This is a genomic window from Nonomuraea sp. NPDC049625 (assembly GCF_040675285.1).
Classification (GTDB): domain Bacteria; phylum Actinomycetota; class Actinomycetes; order Streptosporangiales; family Streptosporangiaceae; genus Nonomuraea; species Nonomuraea angiospora_A.
The window spans coordinates 17,337-34,353 of the sequence record NZ_JBFAOQ010000003.1 but is presented as its reverse complement, the minus strand read 5'-3'; the positions used below and the strand labels follow the sequence as shown (position 1 = coordinate 34,353).

Annotated in this window: 13 protein-coding genes; 6 read left to right on the top strand and 7 right to left on the bottom strand. The window is 70.2% G+C overall.

Annotated elements, in window-relative coordinates:
* Genes AB0J87_RS13680 through narI form a run of 3 tightly spaced genes read left to right on the top strand, consistent with a single transcriptional unit; the run spans position 1 to position 2,915 of the window.
* On the top strand, positions 1-1,002 hold the full coding sequence (locus AB0J87_RS13680) for a hypothetical protein (protein ID WP_363965143.1): 1,002 nt from the start codon (positions 1-3) through the stop codon (positions 1,000-1,002).
* A gap of 24 nt (positions 1,003-1,026) precedes the next feature.
* Positions 1,027-2,232 (top strand): nitrate reductase molybdenum cofactor assembly chaperone, encoded by a 1,206-nt coding sequence (gene narJ, locus AB0J87_RS13675; protein WP_363965141.1) that lies wholly within the window; start codon positions 1,027-1,029, stop codon positions 2,230-2,232.
* A complete protein-coding gene (gene narI, locus AB0J87_RS13670) occupies positions 2,229-2,915 on the top strand; it encodes a respiratory nitrate reductase subunit gamma (RefSeq protein ID WP_363965139.1) in 687 nt (228 codons plus the stop codon). Before narJ ends, narI begins: the two co-directional genes overlap by 4 nt.
* A 9-nt stretch (positions 2,916-2,924) precedes the next feature.
* On the opposite strand, the gene AB0J87_RS13665 is transcribed toward narI, so the two are convergent.
* From AB0J87_RS13665 to AB0J87_RS13635, 7 genes are all read right to left on the bottom strand, one after another.
* On the bottom strand, positions 2,925-3,926 hold the full coding sequence (locus tag AB0J87_RS13665; RefSeq protein WP_363965137.1) for a LacI family DNA-binding transcriptional regulator: 1,002 nt from the start codon (positions 3,924-3,926) through the stop codon (positions 2,925-2,927).
* Between the two features lie 82 nt (positions 3,927-4,008).
* Complete coding sequence (locus AB0J87_RS13660; protein ID WP_363965135.1) at positions 4,009-4,971, bottom strand: aldo/keto reductase family protein; 963 nt, start codon at positions 4,969-4,971, stop codon at positions 4,009-4,011.
* Positions 4,968-5,960: a LacI family DNA-binding transcriptional regulator gene (locus tag AB0J87_RS13655; protein WP_363965133.1), complete on the bottom strand. Its 993-nt coding sequence runs from the start codon at positions 5,958-5,960 to the stop codon at positions 4,968-4,970. The genes AB0J87_RS13660 and AB0J87_RS13655 overlap by 4 nt, the downstream gene beginning before the upstream one ends.
* A complete protein-coding gene (locus AB0J87_RS13650; RefSeq protein ID WP_363965131.1) occupies positions 5,957-7,291 on the bottom strand; it encodes a GH1 family beta-glucosidase in 1,335 nt (444 codons plus the stop codon). The genes AB0J87_RS13655 and AB0J87_RS13650 overlap by 4 nt, the downstream gene beginning before the upstream one ends.
* Complete coding sequence (locus AB0J87_RS13645; RefSeq protein ID WP_363965129.1) at positions 7,288-8,109, bottom strand: carbohydrate ABC transporter permease; 822 nt, start codon at positions 8,107-8,109, stop codon at positions 7,288-7,290. Before AB0J87_RS13645 ends, AB0J87_RS13650 begins: the two co-directional genes overlap by 4 nt.
* 3 nt (positions 8,110-8,112) lie before the next feature.
* Positions 8,113-9,051, bottom strand: coding sequence for a sugar ABC transporter permease (locus tag AB0J87_RS13640; protein WP_363965127.1), 939 nt, complete (start codon positions 9,049-9,051; stop codon positions 8,113-8,115).
* A complete protein-coding gene (locus AB0J87_RS13635) occupies positions 9,038-10,321 on the bottom strand; it encodes an extracellular solute-binding protein (RefSeq protein WP_363965125.1) in 1,284 nt (427 codons plus the stop codon). The genes AB0J87_RS13640 and AB0J87_RS13635 overlap by 14 nt, the downstream gene beginning before the upstream one ends.
* A gap of 294 nt (positions 10,322-10,615) precedes the next feature.
* On the opposite strand from AB0J87_RS13635, the gene AB0J87_RS13630 reads away from it, so the two are divergent.
* The 3 genes from AB0J87_RS13630 to AB0J87_RS13620 all read left to right on the top strand — a co-directional run bounded on the left by AB0J87_RS13630 (position 10,616) and on the right by AB0J87_RS13620 (position 17,017).
* Positions 10,616-12,805, top strand: coding sequence for a glycoside hydrolase family 9 protein (locus tag AB0J87_RS13630; protein WP_363965123.1), 2,190 nt, complete (start codon positions 10,616-10,618; stop codon positions 12,803-12,805).
* 28 nt (positions 12,806-12,833) lie between these two features.
* Positions 12,834-14,219, top strand: coding sequence for a glycoside hydrolase family 6 protein (locus AB0J87_RS13625; RefSeq protein WP_363965121.1), 1,386 nt, complete (start codon positions 12,834-12,836; stop codon positions 14,217-14,219).
* A gap of 173 nt (positions 14,220-14,392) precedes the next feature.
* A complete protein-coding gene (locus AB0J87_RS13620; RefSeq protein WP_363965119.1) occupies positions 14,393-17,017 on the top strand; it encodes a BTAD domain-containing putative transcriptional regulator in 2,625 nt (874 codons plus the stop codon).

The following is a 17,017-nucleotide window of genomic DNA, read 5'->3' as shown; positions in this document are numbered from 1 at the left end:
ATGAGCACCCGTACGACACAGGAGAACGCCCTCGCCATCCACGCGGCGCTGAAGGCCGCCGCCTGGGCCCCGTCCGTGCACAACACCCAGCCGTGGACGTTCGCCGTCTCCGGCGAGGAGATCAGCGTACGCGCCGACGCCAACAGGAAACTACGCTTCAGCGACCCCGAAGGCAGGCAGCAGCTGATCAGTTGCGGGGCCGCGCTGTTCAACCTCACCACGGCGCTGCGCTGCCACGGGTACGAGCCCGTGGTGCGGGTGCTGCCCGACCCGGATCGGCTCGCGCTGCTGGCCACGGTGCGGCTGGGCGGGAGCAGTACTCCTGACGAGCACACCGCGGCACTGAACGCCGAGATCGAGCAGCGCCGGACCCATCGGGCGGCCTTCACCGATCTGCCCGTCCCGGATCGGCTGGTGGAGACGCTGGTCCAGCAGGCGGCCGCCGAAGGAGCCCGGCTGACGCCAGTGCGCAAGCCGGAAGCCGTACGGGTCGTCGCCTCGCTGACCGACGCCGCCCAGAACGTGCAGTCGCAGAACCGGCTGCTCCTCCTCGAGGTCATCCGCTGGGCCCGCCCGCCGGGCAGCGCCCGCACCGACGGGGTGCCCGCCGGCGCCTACCCCGCCGAGCCCGCGAACACCCATCCGGCCTTCGCGCAACGCGACTACGCCTGGCGGCATGACTGGGGTACGACGGCCGGCCAAGCCGCGTCGACCTCCACCGGAGTCGTGGCTCTGCTCACCACCCCCGGCGACAGCCGCCGGGAATGGATCGCCGCGGGACAGGCCCTCCAACGGGTCCTGCTGCACGCCGGCGCATCCGGGGTGAGCGCTGCCTTCCACACCCAGGCGCTGGAGATGCGGCATCTGCGGGAGTTCCTGCGCCAAGAGCTCTGCTTCGGAGAGTACCCGCAGATGATCATGCGGCTCGGCATCACGTTCGACGCCAAAGTCGCGGTCCGCCGCCCGCTGTCCGAGGTTGTCGAGTCAGTCTCCCTGCCGTGAACGACCGAGCTCGGAGCTCCGACCGTGCACACGTACCTGTTCGGTGCCATCTCCGAGGACGCCGAGGCCGGCGCCCGCAACGGCGTCACGTGGCGGCAGCGGCGGGTGGTCGCCCGCCGGGAGGAGACTCCGGACGCGGTGTCCACGCTGCTGCACACCACCGTGCGGGCAGGTGACGAGCTGACCAGCGAGGACTGGATCGAGGCCGCGCGGCGCTCGCCGATCTACCGGCTGGCCATGCGCTACCGGGTGGCGCTGCCGCTGCACCCGGAATACCGCACGCTGCCCATGGTCTGGTACATCCCGCCGCTGTCGCCGGTGCTCGACGCCGTGACAGGGACGGGCGCCGACGCCGACGACCCGGACAACGTCTTCCACGCCGTCACCGACCTGCGTATCCCGCTGGAATACCTGGCGAGCCTGTTCTCGGCCGGGGACACCGAGGTCGTGGCCGGGGTGCTGATGAAACTGTCGGCCATGCGCGCGTACATGCGGGCCCGCACCGTCGACGGCACCGTGGCCACAGACCTGCTGGACGCCGTGGGGATGACGGCGGCCGACATGGAGCAGATGTACGGGCTGCTGGCCATCGCCAAGTACGACGAGCGCTACGTCGTACCCACCGCGCACCGCGAGGACGCCGCCGCCCTGGCCGCCCAGGCGGACGGATGCAGCCTCGACGGCGACGGCGGGCCGGGCATGGGCGAGTTCCACCCGACCGGCCACCCGCGCCAGGCGTTGGAGCAGTTCCTGTGGTGGTTCCGCGACCGGCGGCCCATGGGGCTGGCCCGCCACTACGTCGAGACGTTCGACCTGCGCCGCAAGTCCAGCCTCTACCTCACCTACTACCTGCACGGCGACACCCGCCGCCGCGGCATGGCCCTGCTCACCCTCAAGCAGCGCTACCGGCTCGCCGGACTCACCCCACCGGAAGGCGAGCTGCCCGACTTCCTGCCGGTCGCCTGCGAGTTCGCCGCCTTGGCCGGCCCTGCCGCGGGCGAGGCGCCGCTGCGCCGGCACCGCAAGGGCCTCGAACTCATCCGGACCGCGCTGCACGACAGCGGCTCACCGTATGCGCTCGTCCTGGACGCGCTGTGCGCGATGCTGCCCGGCCTGTCGGCGGCCGAGCGCTCTGCCGTCGCCGACCTCGCGCTGGCCGGACCGCCCGTCGAGGAGGTCGGGTTGGCCCCGTTCGGCCCGCCGCTCAACGAGATGGAGGCGCGGCCGTGAACGTCGCGCTCTGGGTCGTCATCCCCTACATCGCCCTGACGATCTTCGTCGTCGGGCATGTCTGGCGCTGGCGCGTCGACCAGTTCGGCTGGACCACCCGTACCACCCAATTACTGGAGAGCCGGCTGCTGAGGCTCGGCTCGCCGCTGTTCCACCTCGGCGCGTTCGCCGCCATCGGCGGCCACGTGCTCGGCCTGCTCATCCCCAAGAGCTGGACCGCGGCGACCGGCGTCGACGAGCACCTCTACCACCTGGTCTCGGTGAGCGCCGGAACCGTGGCCGGGCTGATGGTGGTCGCGGGTCTGGGGCTGCTGCTGGCCCGCCGGCTCACCAGCCCGCGGGTACGCCGTACCATCACCCGGGCCGACAAGCTCCTGTTCGCGGTCCTCACGGTGGTCATCCTGCTCGGCATGAGCGCGACCGTGGGCAAGAACCTGCTCGGCGGCGGCTACGACTACCGCGCCACCATCGCCGTCTGGTTCCGCGGAATCCTGACCCTCCACCCCGACCCCGGTCTGATGGCCGGAGTACCACTGATCTTCCGACTTCACGCGCTGTCCGCCTGGCTGCTCGCCGCGATCTGGCCGTTCACCAGACTCGTCCACGTCTGGTCGGCGCCCATCGCCTACCTGTGGCGCCCCTACGTCGTCTACCGACGGCGCACCCCGGCGCATTCACGGTGAGCAGGCAGCTCAGGCGGATTCGCGGATGACCAGTTCGGTGGGGAGGATGAGCGGGGTGGGCTCCTCGCCGCGGATCAGGGCGAGCAGCATGCGGGTCATCTCGCGGCCGAGGGCCTTGATGGGCTGGCGCACCGTGGTCAGGGCGGGATGGGTGTGCCGGGCGGTCACCACGTCGTCGAACCCCACGACCGCGATCTCATCGGGCACGGCCCGGCCGTGCTCCTTCAGCACGCCGAGCGCGCCCGCGGCCATCTCGTCGGAGGCGATCAGCACGGCGTCGAGATCCGGGTGCTCTTTCAGGAGGTGAGCCATGGCAGCGGCTCCGCTCGCCTCGGTGAAGTCGCCGTGCGCGACCCGCTCGTCTCCGAGTCCGGCCAGCGCCAGCGCGTCGCGGAAGCCCAGGTAGCGGGAGACGCCGACGTGCATGTCGAGCGACCCGGTGATGGTCGCGATCCGGGTGCGGCCGGTGGAGATCAGGTATTCGGCCGCCTGGCGAGCGCCGTCGCGGTTGTCGGCGTCCACGTACCAGTCGTTGGACCCGCCGAGGGAGCGTCCGCCGTAGACCACGGGGACGCCGCCCTCGGCGGCCACCTTCGCCAGGGGGTCGTTCTCCCGCAGGGCCAGCAGCATGACACCGTCGGCCCTGCGTGACTGCAGGACACGGGCCAGGCGGTTGCGGCCGCGCTCGGAGGCGGCCAGGATCAGCAGCAGCTCAAGGTCGGTTTCCTCCATGACGGCGTTCACCCCGACGATGACCTCGGCGAAGAAGGGGTTGGTGAACAGGGCCTGGTCGTCGCTGGAGACCGCCAGCACGACCGCGCCACTGCGCTGGGTGGCCAGCGAGCGGGCGGCGACGTTGGGCACGTAGCCCAGATCCTTGATGGCTCGTTCCACGGCCTGCCGAGCGGCCCGGCTGACATGCGGGGCGTTGTTGATCACCCGGGACACCGTGCCCCTGGACACTCCCGCCCGCCTGGCCACCTCGTCCAGCGTCGGCTGCCGATCCGTCATCTTTAGGAGCGCTCCCAAGTATGTACCTGCTGGTCATGCGGAGCGTACCAGGCTTCCAGTCTGTGAGCGCTCCCAATTTTGATCAGGGCCTGGTGAGCGGGCTGAACGGCCCGTCGGCCACTCGTTCCACCACGTCGTCCAGGATCTCGTCGATCGTACCGAGCACGTCGTCCGCGAGGGGCACCCCGGACGCCGCCGCACTGTCGCGCACCTGCTCGGGCCGTGAGCCGCCGACGATCGCGGCCGAGACCCCGGGGCCCCGCAGCACCCAGGCGATCGCCAGTTGCGCCATGGTCAGCCCGAGGTCCGCCGCGATCGGGCGGAGCCGCTCCACCCGCGTCAGGACGTCGTCGGTGAGCAGGCGGCCCACGAACTCCCTGCGCGCCTCGGCGGGCGGCGCCTGACCGGGGGAGTAGCGCCCGGCCAGCACACCCTGGGCCATCGGCTGGTAGACGAGCTGGCCGACACCCTCCTTGGCGCACAGCGGGAGGATCTCCGGTTCGATGACCCTGCGGAGCAGGTTGTACTGCGGCTGGTTGGACACGATCCGGTCCAGGCCCAGGTCGTCGGCGATCCGCAGCGCGTCGGCGATCTGCTCCGCCGTCCAGTCGGAGACGCCGACGTACAGGACCTTGCCGCTTCGCACCAGGTCGTCGAAGGCCCGCAGGGTCTCCTCCAGAGGGGTGGCGTAGTCGTAGCGGTGCGCCTGGTAGAGATCCACGTAGTCGGTGCCGAGGCGGCGCAGGGAGCCGTCGATCGAGCGCATGATGTGCTTGCGGGACAGCCCGCGGTCGTTGGGGCCGGTGCCGGTGGGCCAGTAGATCTTGGTGAGGATCTCCACCGAATCGCGGCGGACGCCCCGCAGCGCCTGGCCGAGCGCCTCCTCGGCGCGGGTCTCGGCATAGGCGTCGGCGGTGTCGAACGTGGTGATCCCGGCGTCGAGGGCGGCGTGCACACAGGGTTCGACGGTGTCCTCGGTCAGCCAGTTGCCGTAGGCGATCTCGCTGACCATGAGCCCGCTGCGCCCTAGATGGCGAAATTTCATGAAGTCTCCCTTATCGCGAGGTGTGGGGTGAGGACGAGGACGGATCGGCTCGGCGTCCCGCCGTCGATCAGCATGAGCAGCAGGCGGACCATCTCCCGCCCCATGTCCTCGACCGGCTGATGGACCGAGGTGAGCCCGGCCTGCTCGGCGAACGGCGAGTCGTCGAAGCCCACGACGGCCACATCGGCGCGGCCTGCCTCGCGCAGCACCCGCAGCGAGCCCAGGGCCATCAGGTCGGAGGCGGCGAACACCGCGTCAAGGTCGGGCCTGCGGGCCAGCAGCTCCCGCGTGGCTTCGGCGCCGCTCTGCTCGCTGAAGTCCCCGCCCGCCACGAGATCGGGACTCTCCTCGAGCCCGGAGGCGATCAGGCCGTCGCGGTAGCCTCCCAGCCGGTGGACGCTGACGAGCATGTCCATGGGCCGCGTGATGGTCGCGATCCGGTGCCGTCCCCGCTCGATCAGGTGCCGTACCGCCAGGTACGCTCCGGCCTGGTTGTCCACGTCCACGACATGGGCGGCGAGAGCGGGATCGAGCGGCCTGCCACCCACCACCGCCGGGACGCCGAGCTCCCCCAGGCGGGCAGGGAGTGGATCCTCGTGATGCAGCGAGAGCAGCAGGACCCCGTCCACGTGGCCGCCCCCGAGATAGGCCTCCAAGGCCGGCCGCTCGCTGCCCGACCGGGCCATGGTGATCAGCAACTGCTTGCCGGACGTCGTGAGCTGCGCCGCGATGCCGCGTACCGCTCCCGCGAAGAACGGGTCGCTGAACACCCGCTCGGGAGACTCGGAGATGACCAGTGCGACCGTGTCGGTGCGCCGGGTGACCAGCGAGCGCGCGGCCCGGTTGGGGGTGTAGCGCAACTCCTCGATGGCCTTCTGCACGGCGAGCCTGGTCTTCGGGCCCACCTTGGAGGAGCCGTTGACCACGCGGGAGACCGTGCTCCGGCCGACCCCCGCGTGTGCGGCCACCTGCTCGATCGTGGGCCTCACAGCCCACCGCGCCTGATCACCTCGGCGTACCAGCGCGCGCTGTCCTTGGGGGTACGGCGCTGCGTGGCGAAGTCGACGTGGACCAGGCCGAAGCGCTGGCAGTACCCGTGTGCCCACTCGAAGTTGTCCAGCAGGGACCAGGCGAAATAGCCGCGCAGCGGCACTCCCTGCGCGACGGCGTCATGGCAGGCGCGCAGGTGGCCGTCGAGGTAGGCGATCCGGTCGGCGTCGTGCGCCTCCTCGTCGTAGGCCGCCCCGTTCTCGGTGACGTAGAGGGCGGTCACGGGGTAGTCGCGGGCGAGCCGCAGGAGCAGGTCGGACAGCCCGCTCTCGTCGATCTCCCATCCCATGGCGGTCCGCGGCCGCCCGCCGTCCACGAACCGCACCGTCTCCGATCCGACGTACGGGGTCGGCTTGTCCGGCGGGTCGGCGGGACCGTCGCCAGAGACGATGGCCGGGGTGTAGTAGTTGACGCCGAGGAAGTCCAGCGGCGCGGCGATCGTCTTGAGGTCGCCGTCCTGGACGTGCTCGAAGCCGGTCACGGCGGCGAGGTCGGCGATGACGTCCGCCGGGTACGCGGCCCGGTACAGCGGGTCCAGGAAGATCCGGTTGGCCACGCCGTCGATGCGGCGCGCGGCCTCCAGGTCTTCGGCCGAACCGGTCGCGGGGCTGACCTGGGTGGGGTTCAGCGTGATGCCGACCCGCGAGCCGCTCATGGCGCTCGCGGCCAGGCCGTGACCGAGCAGCAGGTGGTGCACGGCACGGATGGCGGCGGCAGGCTCGCGCCGGCCGGGCGCGTGCTCTCCGGTGGCGTACCCGAGGTAGGCCGAGCACCAGGGCTCGTTGAGCGTGGTCCAGTGCGTCACCCTGTCGGCCAGCGCGTCGTGTACGGCGGCGGCGTAGTCGGCGAAGCGCAGGGCCGTCTCCCGCACGGGCCAGCCGCCGGCGTCCTCCAGCGGCTGGGGCAGGTCCCAGTGGTACAGCGTCGGCCACGGCTCGATCCCGCGCCCCAGCAGCTCGTCCACGAGACGCCGGTAGAAGTCCAGGCCGCGCTGGTTGACGGCCCCGGATCCGAGCGGCTGCACCCGCGGCCAGGCCACGGAGAAGCGGTAGGCGCGCAGGCCGAGCTCGGCCATGAGGGCGACGTCGTCGGGGTAGCGGTGGTAGTGGTCGCAGGCGACGTCGCCGGTGTGGCCCTCGCGCACGTTGCCGGGCTGCGCGGAGAAGACATCCCAGATCGAGGGCTCGCGTCCGTCCTCGGCGACCGCCCCCTCGATCTGGTAGCTCGAGGTGGCGGCCCCCCAGAGAAAGCCAGGATCGAACGTGTTCACGCCTTGACGGCTCCTTCCATGATGCCGCCGATGATCTGGCGGCCGAATACGAGGAACACGGCCAGCAGCGGCAGCGTGGCGATCAGCGTTCCGGAGAACATGAGCGTGTAGTCCGTGTAGTAAGTGCTGGACAGCTGACTGAGCGAGAACTGGACGGTCGGGTTGTCGGCCTCCAGAACGGCCAGCGGCCACAGGAAGTCGTTCCAGGTGCCCATGAAGGTGAACAACCCCAGCACGGAGGCGCCCGGCCGCAGGGCCGGCAGCACGACCTTCCAGAAGATGCCGAAGGTCGAGCAGCCGTCCACCCGCGCCGCCTCGACCAGCTCGTCGGGGACGGCCCGCTCGGCGTACTGCCGCATCAGGAAGACGCCGAACGCCGAGACCAGGAACGGCACGATGACCGCCTGCAGCCGGTTCTGCCAGCCGAGCTCCACCATGATCATGTAGAGCGGGATGATGCCCATCTGGACCGGGATCATCATCGTGGCCAGGATGACGAGCAGCAGCGCGTTCCTGCCGCGGAAGCGCAGCTTGGCGAACGCGAAGCCGGCCAGCGAGCAGAAGAACACCACCGACACGGTCACGGTGCCGGAGGCGATCGCGGAGTTGACCATCCCCAGCAGGAAATTGGCGTCCTCGGCCGCGAAGAGCCGCGTGACGTTCTCGCCCAGGTTGCCGCCCGGGGTGAGCGGCGGCGGCCAGTCGCCGACGACGTCGTTGGCCCTGGTGGCCACGACGAACAGCCAGTAGAGCGGGAAGACCGACAGCGCGATCGCCGCCAGCAGGGTCAGGTAGACCAGGGGGCCGGAGTTTCGCATGGGCTATCTCGCTCTCCGCGTGACCAGGAAGTTGACCAGGGCGAAGACGACGATGAGCAGGAAGATCATCCAGGCGACCGCCGAGCCGTAGCCGTAGTCGAAGTCCTTGAAGGCCTTCTCGAACATGTACATGGCCACGGTCTGGAACTGCCGCAGGCTGCCCCCGGAGATGGCGTAGCCGCCCTGGCCGAAGATGAGCGGCTCGGTGAACAGCTGCATGCCGCCGATGGTCGAGATGATCACGGTGAACAGGATCGCCGGCCGGATCAGCGGCACCGTGATGCCCCAGAACTGCCTGACCTTGGAGGCGCCGTCGATGGCCGCCGCCTCGTACACGTCGCGCGGCACCGACTGCATCGCGGCCAGGAAGATCAGCGCGTTGTAGCCGGTCCATCGCCAGTCGACCATGACCGAGATCGCCAGCCAGGACGACCACTTGTCCGCCCGCCAGTCCACCGGGTCCACGCCCAGCAGGGCGAGCAGGCCGTTGGCCATGCCGGCGTCGCGGTCGAAGATCTGGCTGAAGACGATGCCCACCGCCGCCACCGAGGTGACGATCGGCGCGAGCACCCCCATCCGGAAGAACGTCAGCGCGCGCAGCCGCTGGTTGAGCAGGCTCGCCACGACCAGCGCCAGGAGCAGCTGCGGCACCGTGGCCAGCACGAACATGCCGAGCGTGTTGACGACCGCGTTCCAGAAGTCGGGGTCGGCGAACAGATCCGCGTAGTTCGCCAGCCCGACGAACCCCGCGTCCCCCGCCAGGTCCCAGTCGTGCAGCGAGACCCACGCGGTGTACAGCAGCGGGAAGAGCCCGAAGACCCCGAAGATCACGAAGAACGGCGCCACGAAGAGGTAGGGCGAGCCCACCAGGTCGAGGCGGGACAGCAGCCCCGCCCGCGACCTCGCGTGCGCGGCGGATGGCACCTTGCTACTTAGCAGCACGCTTGGCGTCCTCGACTGCCTTGGTCCACGCCTCGGCCGGCTGGAGCTTGCCCTGCTCGACGGCCATCAGCGCGTTGCCGACGCGGTCACCGACCGGGTTGTTGTTCGGCCCCAGGTAGACCGGCTTGAGCGCCTTCGCGCTCGATCCGAAGATCTTCCCGACGGGGGCGTTGTTGAAGTAGTCGTTGACGAAGCTCTGCACCGCCGGGTCGTCGATGGCCTGCGGTGACGAGGGGAAGTTGCTCTTGGCCTTGAACGCCGCGATCTGGCCCTTCGGGCTGGTGAGGAATTTCACCAGTTCGGCCGCTTCCTTCTGGTGCTTGCTCTGCGTCGGCACCGCCAGGAACGAGCCGCCGCGAACGGCTCCGTCGCCTGGCACGCGCGCCACGTCCCACTTGCCGGTGTTCTCCGGCCCGGCCTGCTCCTTGATGACGCCGAGCATCCAGGACGGGCACGGGATGGTGGCGAACGTGCCCTTCTTGAACCCGGCGTTCCACTGCGGGCTCCACTGCGCGAGGTTCGCCGACAGCCCGCCCTGGATCATCTTGACCGTCTGGTCCCAGGCCGCCTTCACCCCGGGATTGGTGTCGATCACCAGGTTGTTGGAGGTGTCGTAGTAGGTGTGGTCGCCCTGCTGCATCAGGATGTTCTGATAGATGCCGCCGGCCGAGTCGAAGAAGTGCGCTCCCGTCTTGGCCTGAGCGAATTTCTGCCCGGTGGCGAGGTAGGCGTCCCAGGTCGGCCAGAGCTCGCCGACCTTCTCGCGGTCGGTGGGCAGCCCGGCCTTGGCGAACAGGTCCGTCCGGTAGCACATGCCCTGCGCGCCGACGTCGGTGCCGAGCCCGACGAGTTTGGAGCCGTCGTTCGTGAGCGCCTGCTTCCACTTCCATTCCAGGAAGTCGGCCTTCAGCGACCCGGCTCCGTGGTCGAGAAGGTTCACGAACTGCTCGGGCTTGGCCATGAACTGGATGAGGATGCCCTCCTCCAGCGCGACCACGTCTCCGGCTCCGCTGCCCGAGGCCATCCACTGCTGCAGCTTGGGCAGGTAGTCGCCCAGCTGGGCGATGTTCTCCTGCTTGATCGTTATCCCGGGATGAGCGGCCTCGTACTGCTTGTAGAGCTCCTCGTAGCCGAACTCGCTGAAGGTCTTGACCACCAGGGTGATCTTTCCCTGGGTCGCGGTGTCCGGCGTCTGTGCGCCGGTGCCGCACGCCGCGAGCAGGCCGGTGAGGGTGGCGGCAAGCAGCGGCCGCGCCAGCCTTGTCGTCATGTCATATCTCCCTGCTTCCGGGAGCGGTTCCAGTGGGGACTGATCCGCTTGATACACTCGACTACCTGCGTTGACGCCGCGGATTGTGCCGGTGTTCCTGTGCGAAATCCGTGCATTATTGGGAGCGCTCCCAGCCGATGTTAGGGGATTGTCGCACGGCTGAGAAGAGGGCGGAGAGAACAAGGATCAATCTCCGCGAAACGGTTGACAGCTTGTTACGCCGTGGCGGAAGATCCGGCACTGACGCCGCGGTGTGCCGGGGACGATCTGTCCAGCGACCTGAAAGGTCCCGGTATGTCCGCCATACTCAGGCTGTCCGCAGCCTGTGTCCTCCTCCTCGCCGGCCTCGCGACCCCCGCGCACGCCGACTCCTACGAACGGTTACTCAACGGCGGCTTCGACGCCGGCAAAGACCCTTGGTGGAGCGGCCAGAACACCCCGTCACGCATCGAATCGGGCCGGCTGTGCGCCGACGTCCCCGCCGGCACGACGAACCCGTGGGACTCGATGATCGGCCAGAACGACGTCCCGCTGGAGGACGGCCAGCCGTACACGCTCCGCTTCACCGCCTCCGCCAGCCGGGACGTCACCATCCGCACCACCGTCCAGCTCGCCGGCCCGCCGTACACCACGCCTCTGGACCGGCGGCCCGAGCTGACGGCCACGCCGCGGACGTTCGAGTACACCGCGACGTCGAACGTCTCGGACGCGCACGGACAGGTGACCTTCCAGATGGGCGGCGCGACGGAGCCGTACACGCTCTGCCTGGACGAGATCTCCCTGGTCGGCGGGGTGCTCCCACCCGGTGGCGGCCGGGACCTGGGCTCGCCGGTGCGGGTCAACCAGCACGGCTACGCGATCTCGGGCCCCAAGCGCGCCACGATCGTCAACCCCGGAACTGAGCCGCTGGACTGGCGCCTGCTCGACCCGAGCGGCGCCGCCGTGGCCCAGGGCCGCACCCGGGTGCACGGCGCCGACGCGATGTCCGGCGACCAGGTGCACGTGGCCGACTTCTCGTCGGTCCGCAAGGCGGGCACCGGCTACACGCTCGCGGTCGGCGACCAGGTCAGCCTGCCGTTCGAGATCGGCGACGACGTGTACGACGGGCTGCGCAGGGACGCGCTAGCGTACTTCTACCACAACCGCAGCGGCATCCCGATCGAGGCCGAGTACGTCGGCGACGCCTACGCCAGGCCCGCCGGGCACCTCGGCGTCGCACCGAACCAGGGGGACACCCGTGTCCCGTGCCTGTCCGGCACCTGCGACCACACGCTGGACGTGCGCGGAGGCTGGTACGACGCGGGAGACCACGGCAAATACGTCGTGAACGGCGCTCTGGCCGCCTGGCAGCTCATGGATCTCTACGAGCGCTCGCGCGGGCAGGGCGACCGGGAGGGGACGCGCGACGGCCTGCTGCGCGTCCCCGAGGCCGGCAACGGCGTCCCGGACGTGCTCGACGAGGCCCGCTGGGAGATGGAGTTCCTGCTCCGCATGCAGGTGCCCGGCAGCGGCCTGGTCCACCACAAGGTGCACGACGCCGCGTGGACCGGGCACCCGACGATCCCGCATCTGGACGCACAGCCGCGCTACCTCTATCCGCCCTCCACCGCCGCGACGCTCAACCTCGCCGCCGCCGGCGCCCAGTGCGCCCGGATCTGGAAGGCATGGGACCGCGCGTTCGCCCGGCGTTGCCTTGAGGCCGCCGAGACCGCCTGGCGTGCGGCCCGCGCGCATCCCGACCTCTTCGCACCACCGGGAGGCGAGGGCGGGGGCGCCTACGACGACACCGACGTCTCCGACGAGTTCTCCTGGGCCGCCGCCGAGCTGTACGCGACCACCGGCAAGCGCTCCTACCTGCCCTTCGTCACCACGAAACTGACCGCGGACGGCTTCTCCTGGCAGTCGACCGGCGCGCTGGCCGACCTGACCGTCGCCCGGCTGCCCGGCCGCTTCCCCTCCGCCATGTTCGCCGCGGCGCGCAAGCGGGTGCTGTCCGTGGCCGACGGCTACGTGCGCGACATGAACGCCCAGGGGTACGCCAACCCCTACCTTCCGGCCGACGGCACGTACGTCTGGGGCTCGACCAGCGCCACGACCAACAGCGCAGTGATCATGGCGACGGCCTACGACCTCACCCACGACCGCCGCTACCGCCAAGCGGTCCTGGAGTCGATGGACTACCTGCTCGGGCGCAACGCGCTCAACCAGTCCTACGTCACCGGGTACGGCGAGCGGGCCAGCCACAACCAGCACCACCGATTCTGGGCCCACCAGATCGACCCGAGCCTGCCCAACCCCGCCCCCGGCTCCCTGGCCGGAGGCCCCAATTCCGGTCTCCAGGACCCGGTCGCCCAGCGCAACCTCGCCGGCTGCGCACCGGCCAAGTGCTACATCGACGACATCGGCTCCTGGTCCACCAACGAGGTGGCGATCAACTGGAACTCATCCCTCGCCTGGATCGCCGCCTTCGCCGACTCCCTGTGACAGGGGATCCCAGAAAGGAAAGCAGTACATGCGAGTATTAACCCGGTTGGCGGCCATCACGGCCGCAACGGTGACCGCCCTGTCGGTGGCCGTCGCGACGCCCGCCACAGCCGCGACCGAGCTGGTGGTCAACGGCACCTTCAGCTCCGGCACCACGCCGTGGTGGAACTCCGCCAACACCTCCATGGCGGTGGACACGGGGCGGCTGCGCGTCAACGTGACCGGTGGCACGGTCAACCCGTGGGACGCCATGGTGGCCCAGAACAACATCGCCCTGACCAGCGGCAAGTCCTACACGCTGTCCTTCGACGCCACCGCCTCCGCCTCGGTCGGCGCGGTCACCACCGTGCAACTGGCCGACAGCCCGTACACCAACACCCTGACGCAGCCGATCGCGCTCACCACGACGAGCAAGCGCTTCAGCTTCCCCTTCACCTCCAGCCTGAGCACGGCGGCCGGACAGGTGTCGTTCCAGCTCGGCAAGAACGCCGCCCACACCGTCTACCTCGACAACGTCTCCCTCACCGAGACGACGTCGGGGTCCGGTCCGATCAGCATGACGAGCGGCTTCTACGTCGATCCCAACTCCAACCCCGCGGTGTGGGTGAGGAACAACTCCGGCGACTCCCGGGCGAACCGGATCCAGTCCTCGATCGGCTCCAAGCCGATGGCCCGGTGGTTCGGCAACTGGAGCGGTGACATCGCCGCCGCCGTCTCCAGCTTCGTGGGCGCGGCCGACAGCGCCGACAAACTGCCGGTCCTGGTCGCGTACAACATCCCCGGCCGCGACGCGTGCGGCGGCCACTCCGGCGGCGGCGCCGGCACCGAAGCCGCGTACAAGACGTGGATCTCCGCGTTCGCCTCCGGCATCGGCAACCGCCCCGCGGTCGTCGTCATCGAGCCCGACTCGCTGGGTGACTTCGACTGCATGAGCGAGACGGCCCGGCAGGAACGCATCCGCATGCTGACCTACGCCACCGAGCAGTTCCGCGACAAGGCCGCCAACACCTGGGCCTACCTCGACGCCGGCAACGCCGGCTGGACGGCACCGGCGACCATGGCCTCCCGGCTGCAGAGCGTGGGCGTCGCCAACGTCCGCGGCTTCTCGGTCAACGTCTCCAACTACTACACCACCAGCCAGTCGACCACCTACGCCAACGCGATCAACTCCGCGCTCGGCGGCACCGCCAAATTCGTGATCGACACCAGCCGCAACGGCAACGGCTCCAACGGCGAATGGTGCAACCCGTCGGGCCGCAAGCTCGGCACCACCGCACAGGTCGGCGGCGGCGCCGAGATGCTGCTCTGGGTCAAGGTCCCCGGCGACTCGGACGGCAACTGCGGCATCGCGCCGAACGTGCCCGCCGGAACGTTCAGCCCGGACATCGCCATCCGGCTGATCGACGGAATCTGACCGAGCCGCCATTCCCATCTGGGGTGGGCCGGGGTTTCCCGGCCCACCCGCCGACGGGTCGTCCGGGAGCGCCGAATTGCCTGCGCAAAACACGCTTTCTTGGCACCGAACAGAAATTCATCCACCCGCTCTTCGCGAAAACCTGCCGCTGGAGAGGAATCACCTAGGTGGACATGACGATCAAGGTTCTGGGGCCCGTACAGGTGTGCGGGGCCGACGGGCGGCCGGTCCATCTCAACGGCAAGCAGCGGGCGGTGCTCGCCGCTCTGGTCATCAACGCCAACACCCGGGTGTCCAAGGAACGGCTGGTGAAGGCGTTGTGGGACACCCCTCCCGCCTCGGCCGTCCATAACTTGCATACCTACATCGCTCAGTTACGAAGAGTGGCGCCATTCGGCTCGCGACTGCTCACCAAGGAGCATGGATACCTTCTCGAGGCGGACGTCGCGGAAGTGGATTTCCTGCAGTTCGAGGAGGCGATAGGTGCGGCCCGCAGCCATGCCGCACAGGAAGAGTTGCACGCCGCGGACCGGCAGTTTCACAGAGCTCTCGCATTGTGGCGTGGGAGGCCCGCGGAAGATACCTGGCTCGCCGGTTTCCTGGCCGCTCAGATCAGCGGACTGGAGGAGCGACTTGCCATCGCGAGACTCGACTGGGCCGAGACGAAACTCGCCCTCGGCCGGCCCAAGGAAGTGATCGAGGACCTGCGTCCATTCGTCGCCGAGCAGCCGATGAACGAGCACGCCTGGTGGCTGCTCATGCTGGGGTACGCACGAGCGGGGCAACGCGACAAAGCCCTTGAGTCCTTTCGGCGCGCCCGATCGGTGCTCGTCGACGAGCTCGGTGTGGAGCCGGGTGAAGAACTCCAGCAGCTCCACGTCGCGGTCCTGGCAGGCACCGAACCTACGGCCAGGCGCGCATCGCCGATGGGCCAGGCTCCCCCGGAGCTCAACTCCTCGGGCGACGCCGAAGAAGCCGATCCGCTCACGTTCGAGCAGGAAGCGCGGCTTGCCCGGTTCGCGGCCGAGAAGGGCGAGCGGGAGTCCGCCCTGGAGTGGGCGCCGGGCCGCAGCACACAGGACCGGCTCGACCGCGCCGAGACGACGCCTGGTCTCGGTCATGCCCACGAGGTCATCGGCGACCAGCCGTGGGGGGAGCGGGCCGGGGACCTGCTGATGCTCACCCTGGCGCAGGAAGAGCAGCGGGCGCGGGGCGTGCTCGTGGAGGAGCCGGGCGTCGAGCCGGGCCGGGATCCGCGGCGGCTGAGGGTCGTGGGCGGCGAGCCTGACCGCGCGCCGCTCGAAGGAGGTGTCTGCCAATTGCCGGCGGACATCGCCGATTTCGTCGGCCGGGAGGACGAGCTGGCGGCGGCGGTCGAGGCACTGTGCCCCGGCGGCGATCAAACGCCCCTGCCGCTGTGCGTGGTTTCGGGTCAGGGCGGCATCGGCAAGTCCACCCTCGCCGTGCATGCCGCGCATCAGGTCCGCCCGGAGTTCCCCGACGGGCAGCTCTACGTCAACCTGCGCGGCGGCGACGCCCGTCCCGTCGATCCGGAGGAGGCGCTGGGCCGGTTCCTGCGCGCGCTCGGAGTGGACGGCACCGCCATCCCCGCGGGCCTGGACCAGCGGGCCGAGCTGTACCGCAGCATCCTCGCCAAAGGCCGCTACCTGGTCGTGCTCGACGACGCCGCCGACGAGAGCCAGATCCAGCCGCTGCTGCCGGGCACGCCCGAATGCGCGGTGCTGGTCACCGCCCGGCGCCGGCTGACCGCCCTGCCCGCGGCACGGCTGATCGACCTGCCGGTGATGCCGCCCGGCGACTCGCTCGAACTGCTGCGCGGCCTGATCGGCGCCGAGCGCGCAGCCGGGGCGCCCACGGACGCCGACCTGCTCGTCCAATGGTGTGGCGGGCTGCCCCTGGCGGTGCGCATCGCCGGCATCCGGCTCGCCGCCCGCCCGCACTGGGCCCTGGCCCAGCTCGTCACGCGGCTGAGCGACACCCGCGACCGGCTGAGCCAGCTCTCGCACGGCTCCCAGACGGTACGCGCCAGCCTGGCGGTCGGCTACCACAGGCTGACCGCCCCGGCGCGGCGGCTGTTCCGCCTGCTCAGCATGCTGGAGGCGCCGGACTTCGCGGCCTGGGTGGCCGCCGCCCTGCTCGACCTGCCCGACGCCGAGGCCGAGGACCTCCTCGAGGAGCTCGTGGACGTACGCCTGCTCGACGCCCGGCGCGACCCCTCCGGCCGGACCCGGTTCCGCTTCCACGACCTGACTCGCGTCTACGCCCGCGAGTGCGCCGAAGCCGACGAGCGCGAACACGAGCGCGACGCCGCCGTGCGCCGCGCGCTGAGCGCCTGGCTCGCCCTGACCCGGCAAGCGCACATCCGGCTGCGCGGCGGCGACCACCGGCTGGCGCACGGCCGCGGCCCGCTCGGGCCACCGGAGGCGAAGGCCGCCGACCGCCATGTCCGCCGCGACCCGCTCGACTGGGTGGACGCCGAGCGCGCCGGCATCGTCGCCGCCGTACGACAGAGCGCCGCCCTGGGCGCCGGCCCGCTGTGCTGGGAGCTGGCCTCCACCGCCATGCACCTGTTCGAGACCCGCGGCCTCTACGACGAATGGCACACCACGCACGAGATCGCGTTACGCTGCGCGCCGGCCACGGGCGATGTCCGCGGCCAGGCGGCCGAGGGCCTGTCGCGGGCCGGCGACCCGAGCACCGAGGTCACCGTCTTGCGCTGGGGCCGGCCGGATCCACTTCTCGGAGGGCCGCTCGGGGACTCCGGCGGTTCCTCATGA

Coding starts and splice junctions, on each gene's coding strand:
- AB0J87_RS13680 (WP_363965143.1), top strand. CDS start 1: ATGAGCACCCGTACGACACAGGAGAACGCCCTCGCCATCCACGCGGCG.
- AB0J87_RS13665 (WP_363965137.1), bottom strand. CDS start 3,926: ATGACGGATCGGCAGCCGACGCTGGACGAGGTGGCCAGGCGGGCGGGA.
- AB0J87_RS13660 (WP_363965135.1), bottom strand. CDS start 4,971: ATGAAATTTCGCCATCTAGGGCGCAGCGGGCTCATGGTCAGCGAGATC.
- AB0J87_RS13645 (WP_363965129.1), bottom strand. CDS start 8,109: ATGCGAAACTCCGGCCCCCTGGTCTACCTGACCCTGCTGGCGGCGATC.
- AB0J87_RS13635 (WP_363965125.1), bottom strand. CDS start 10,321: ATGACGACAAGGCTGGCGCGGCCGCTGCTTGCCGCCACCCTCACCGGC.
- AB0J87_RS13630 (WP_363965123.1), top strand. CDS start 10,616: ATGTCCGCCATACTCAGGCTGTCCGCAGCCTGTGTCCTCCTCCTCGCC.
- AB0J87_RS13625 (WP_363965121.1), top strand. CDS start 12,834: ATGCGAGTATTAACCCGGTTGGCGGCCATCACGGCCGCAACGGTGACC.
- AB0J87_RS13620 (WP_363965119.1), top strand. CDS start 14,393: ATGACGATCAAGGTTCTGGGGCCCGTACAGGTGTGCGGGGCCGACGGG.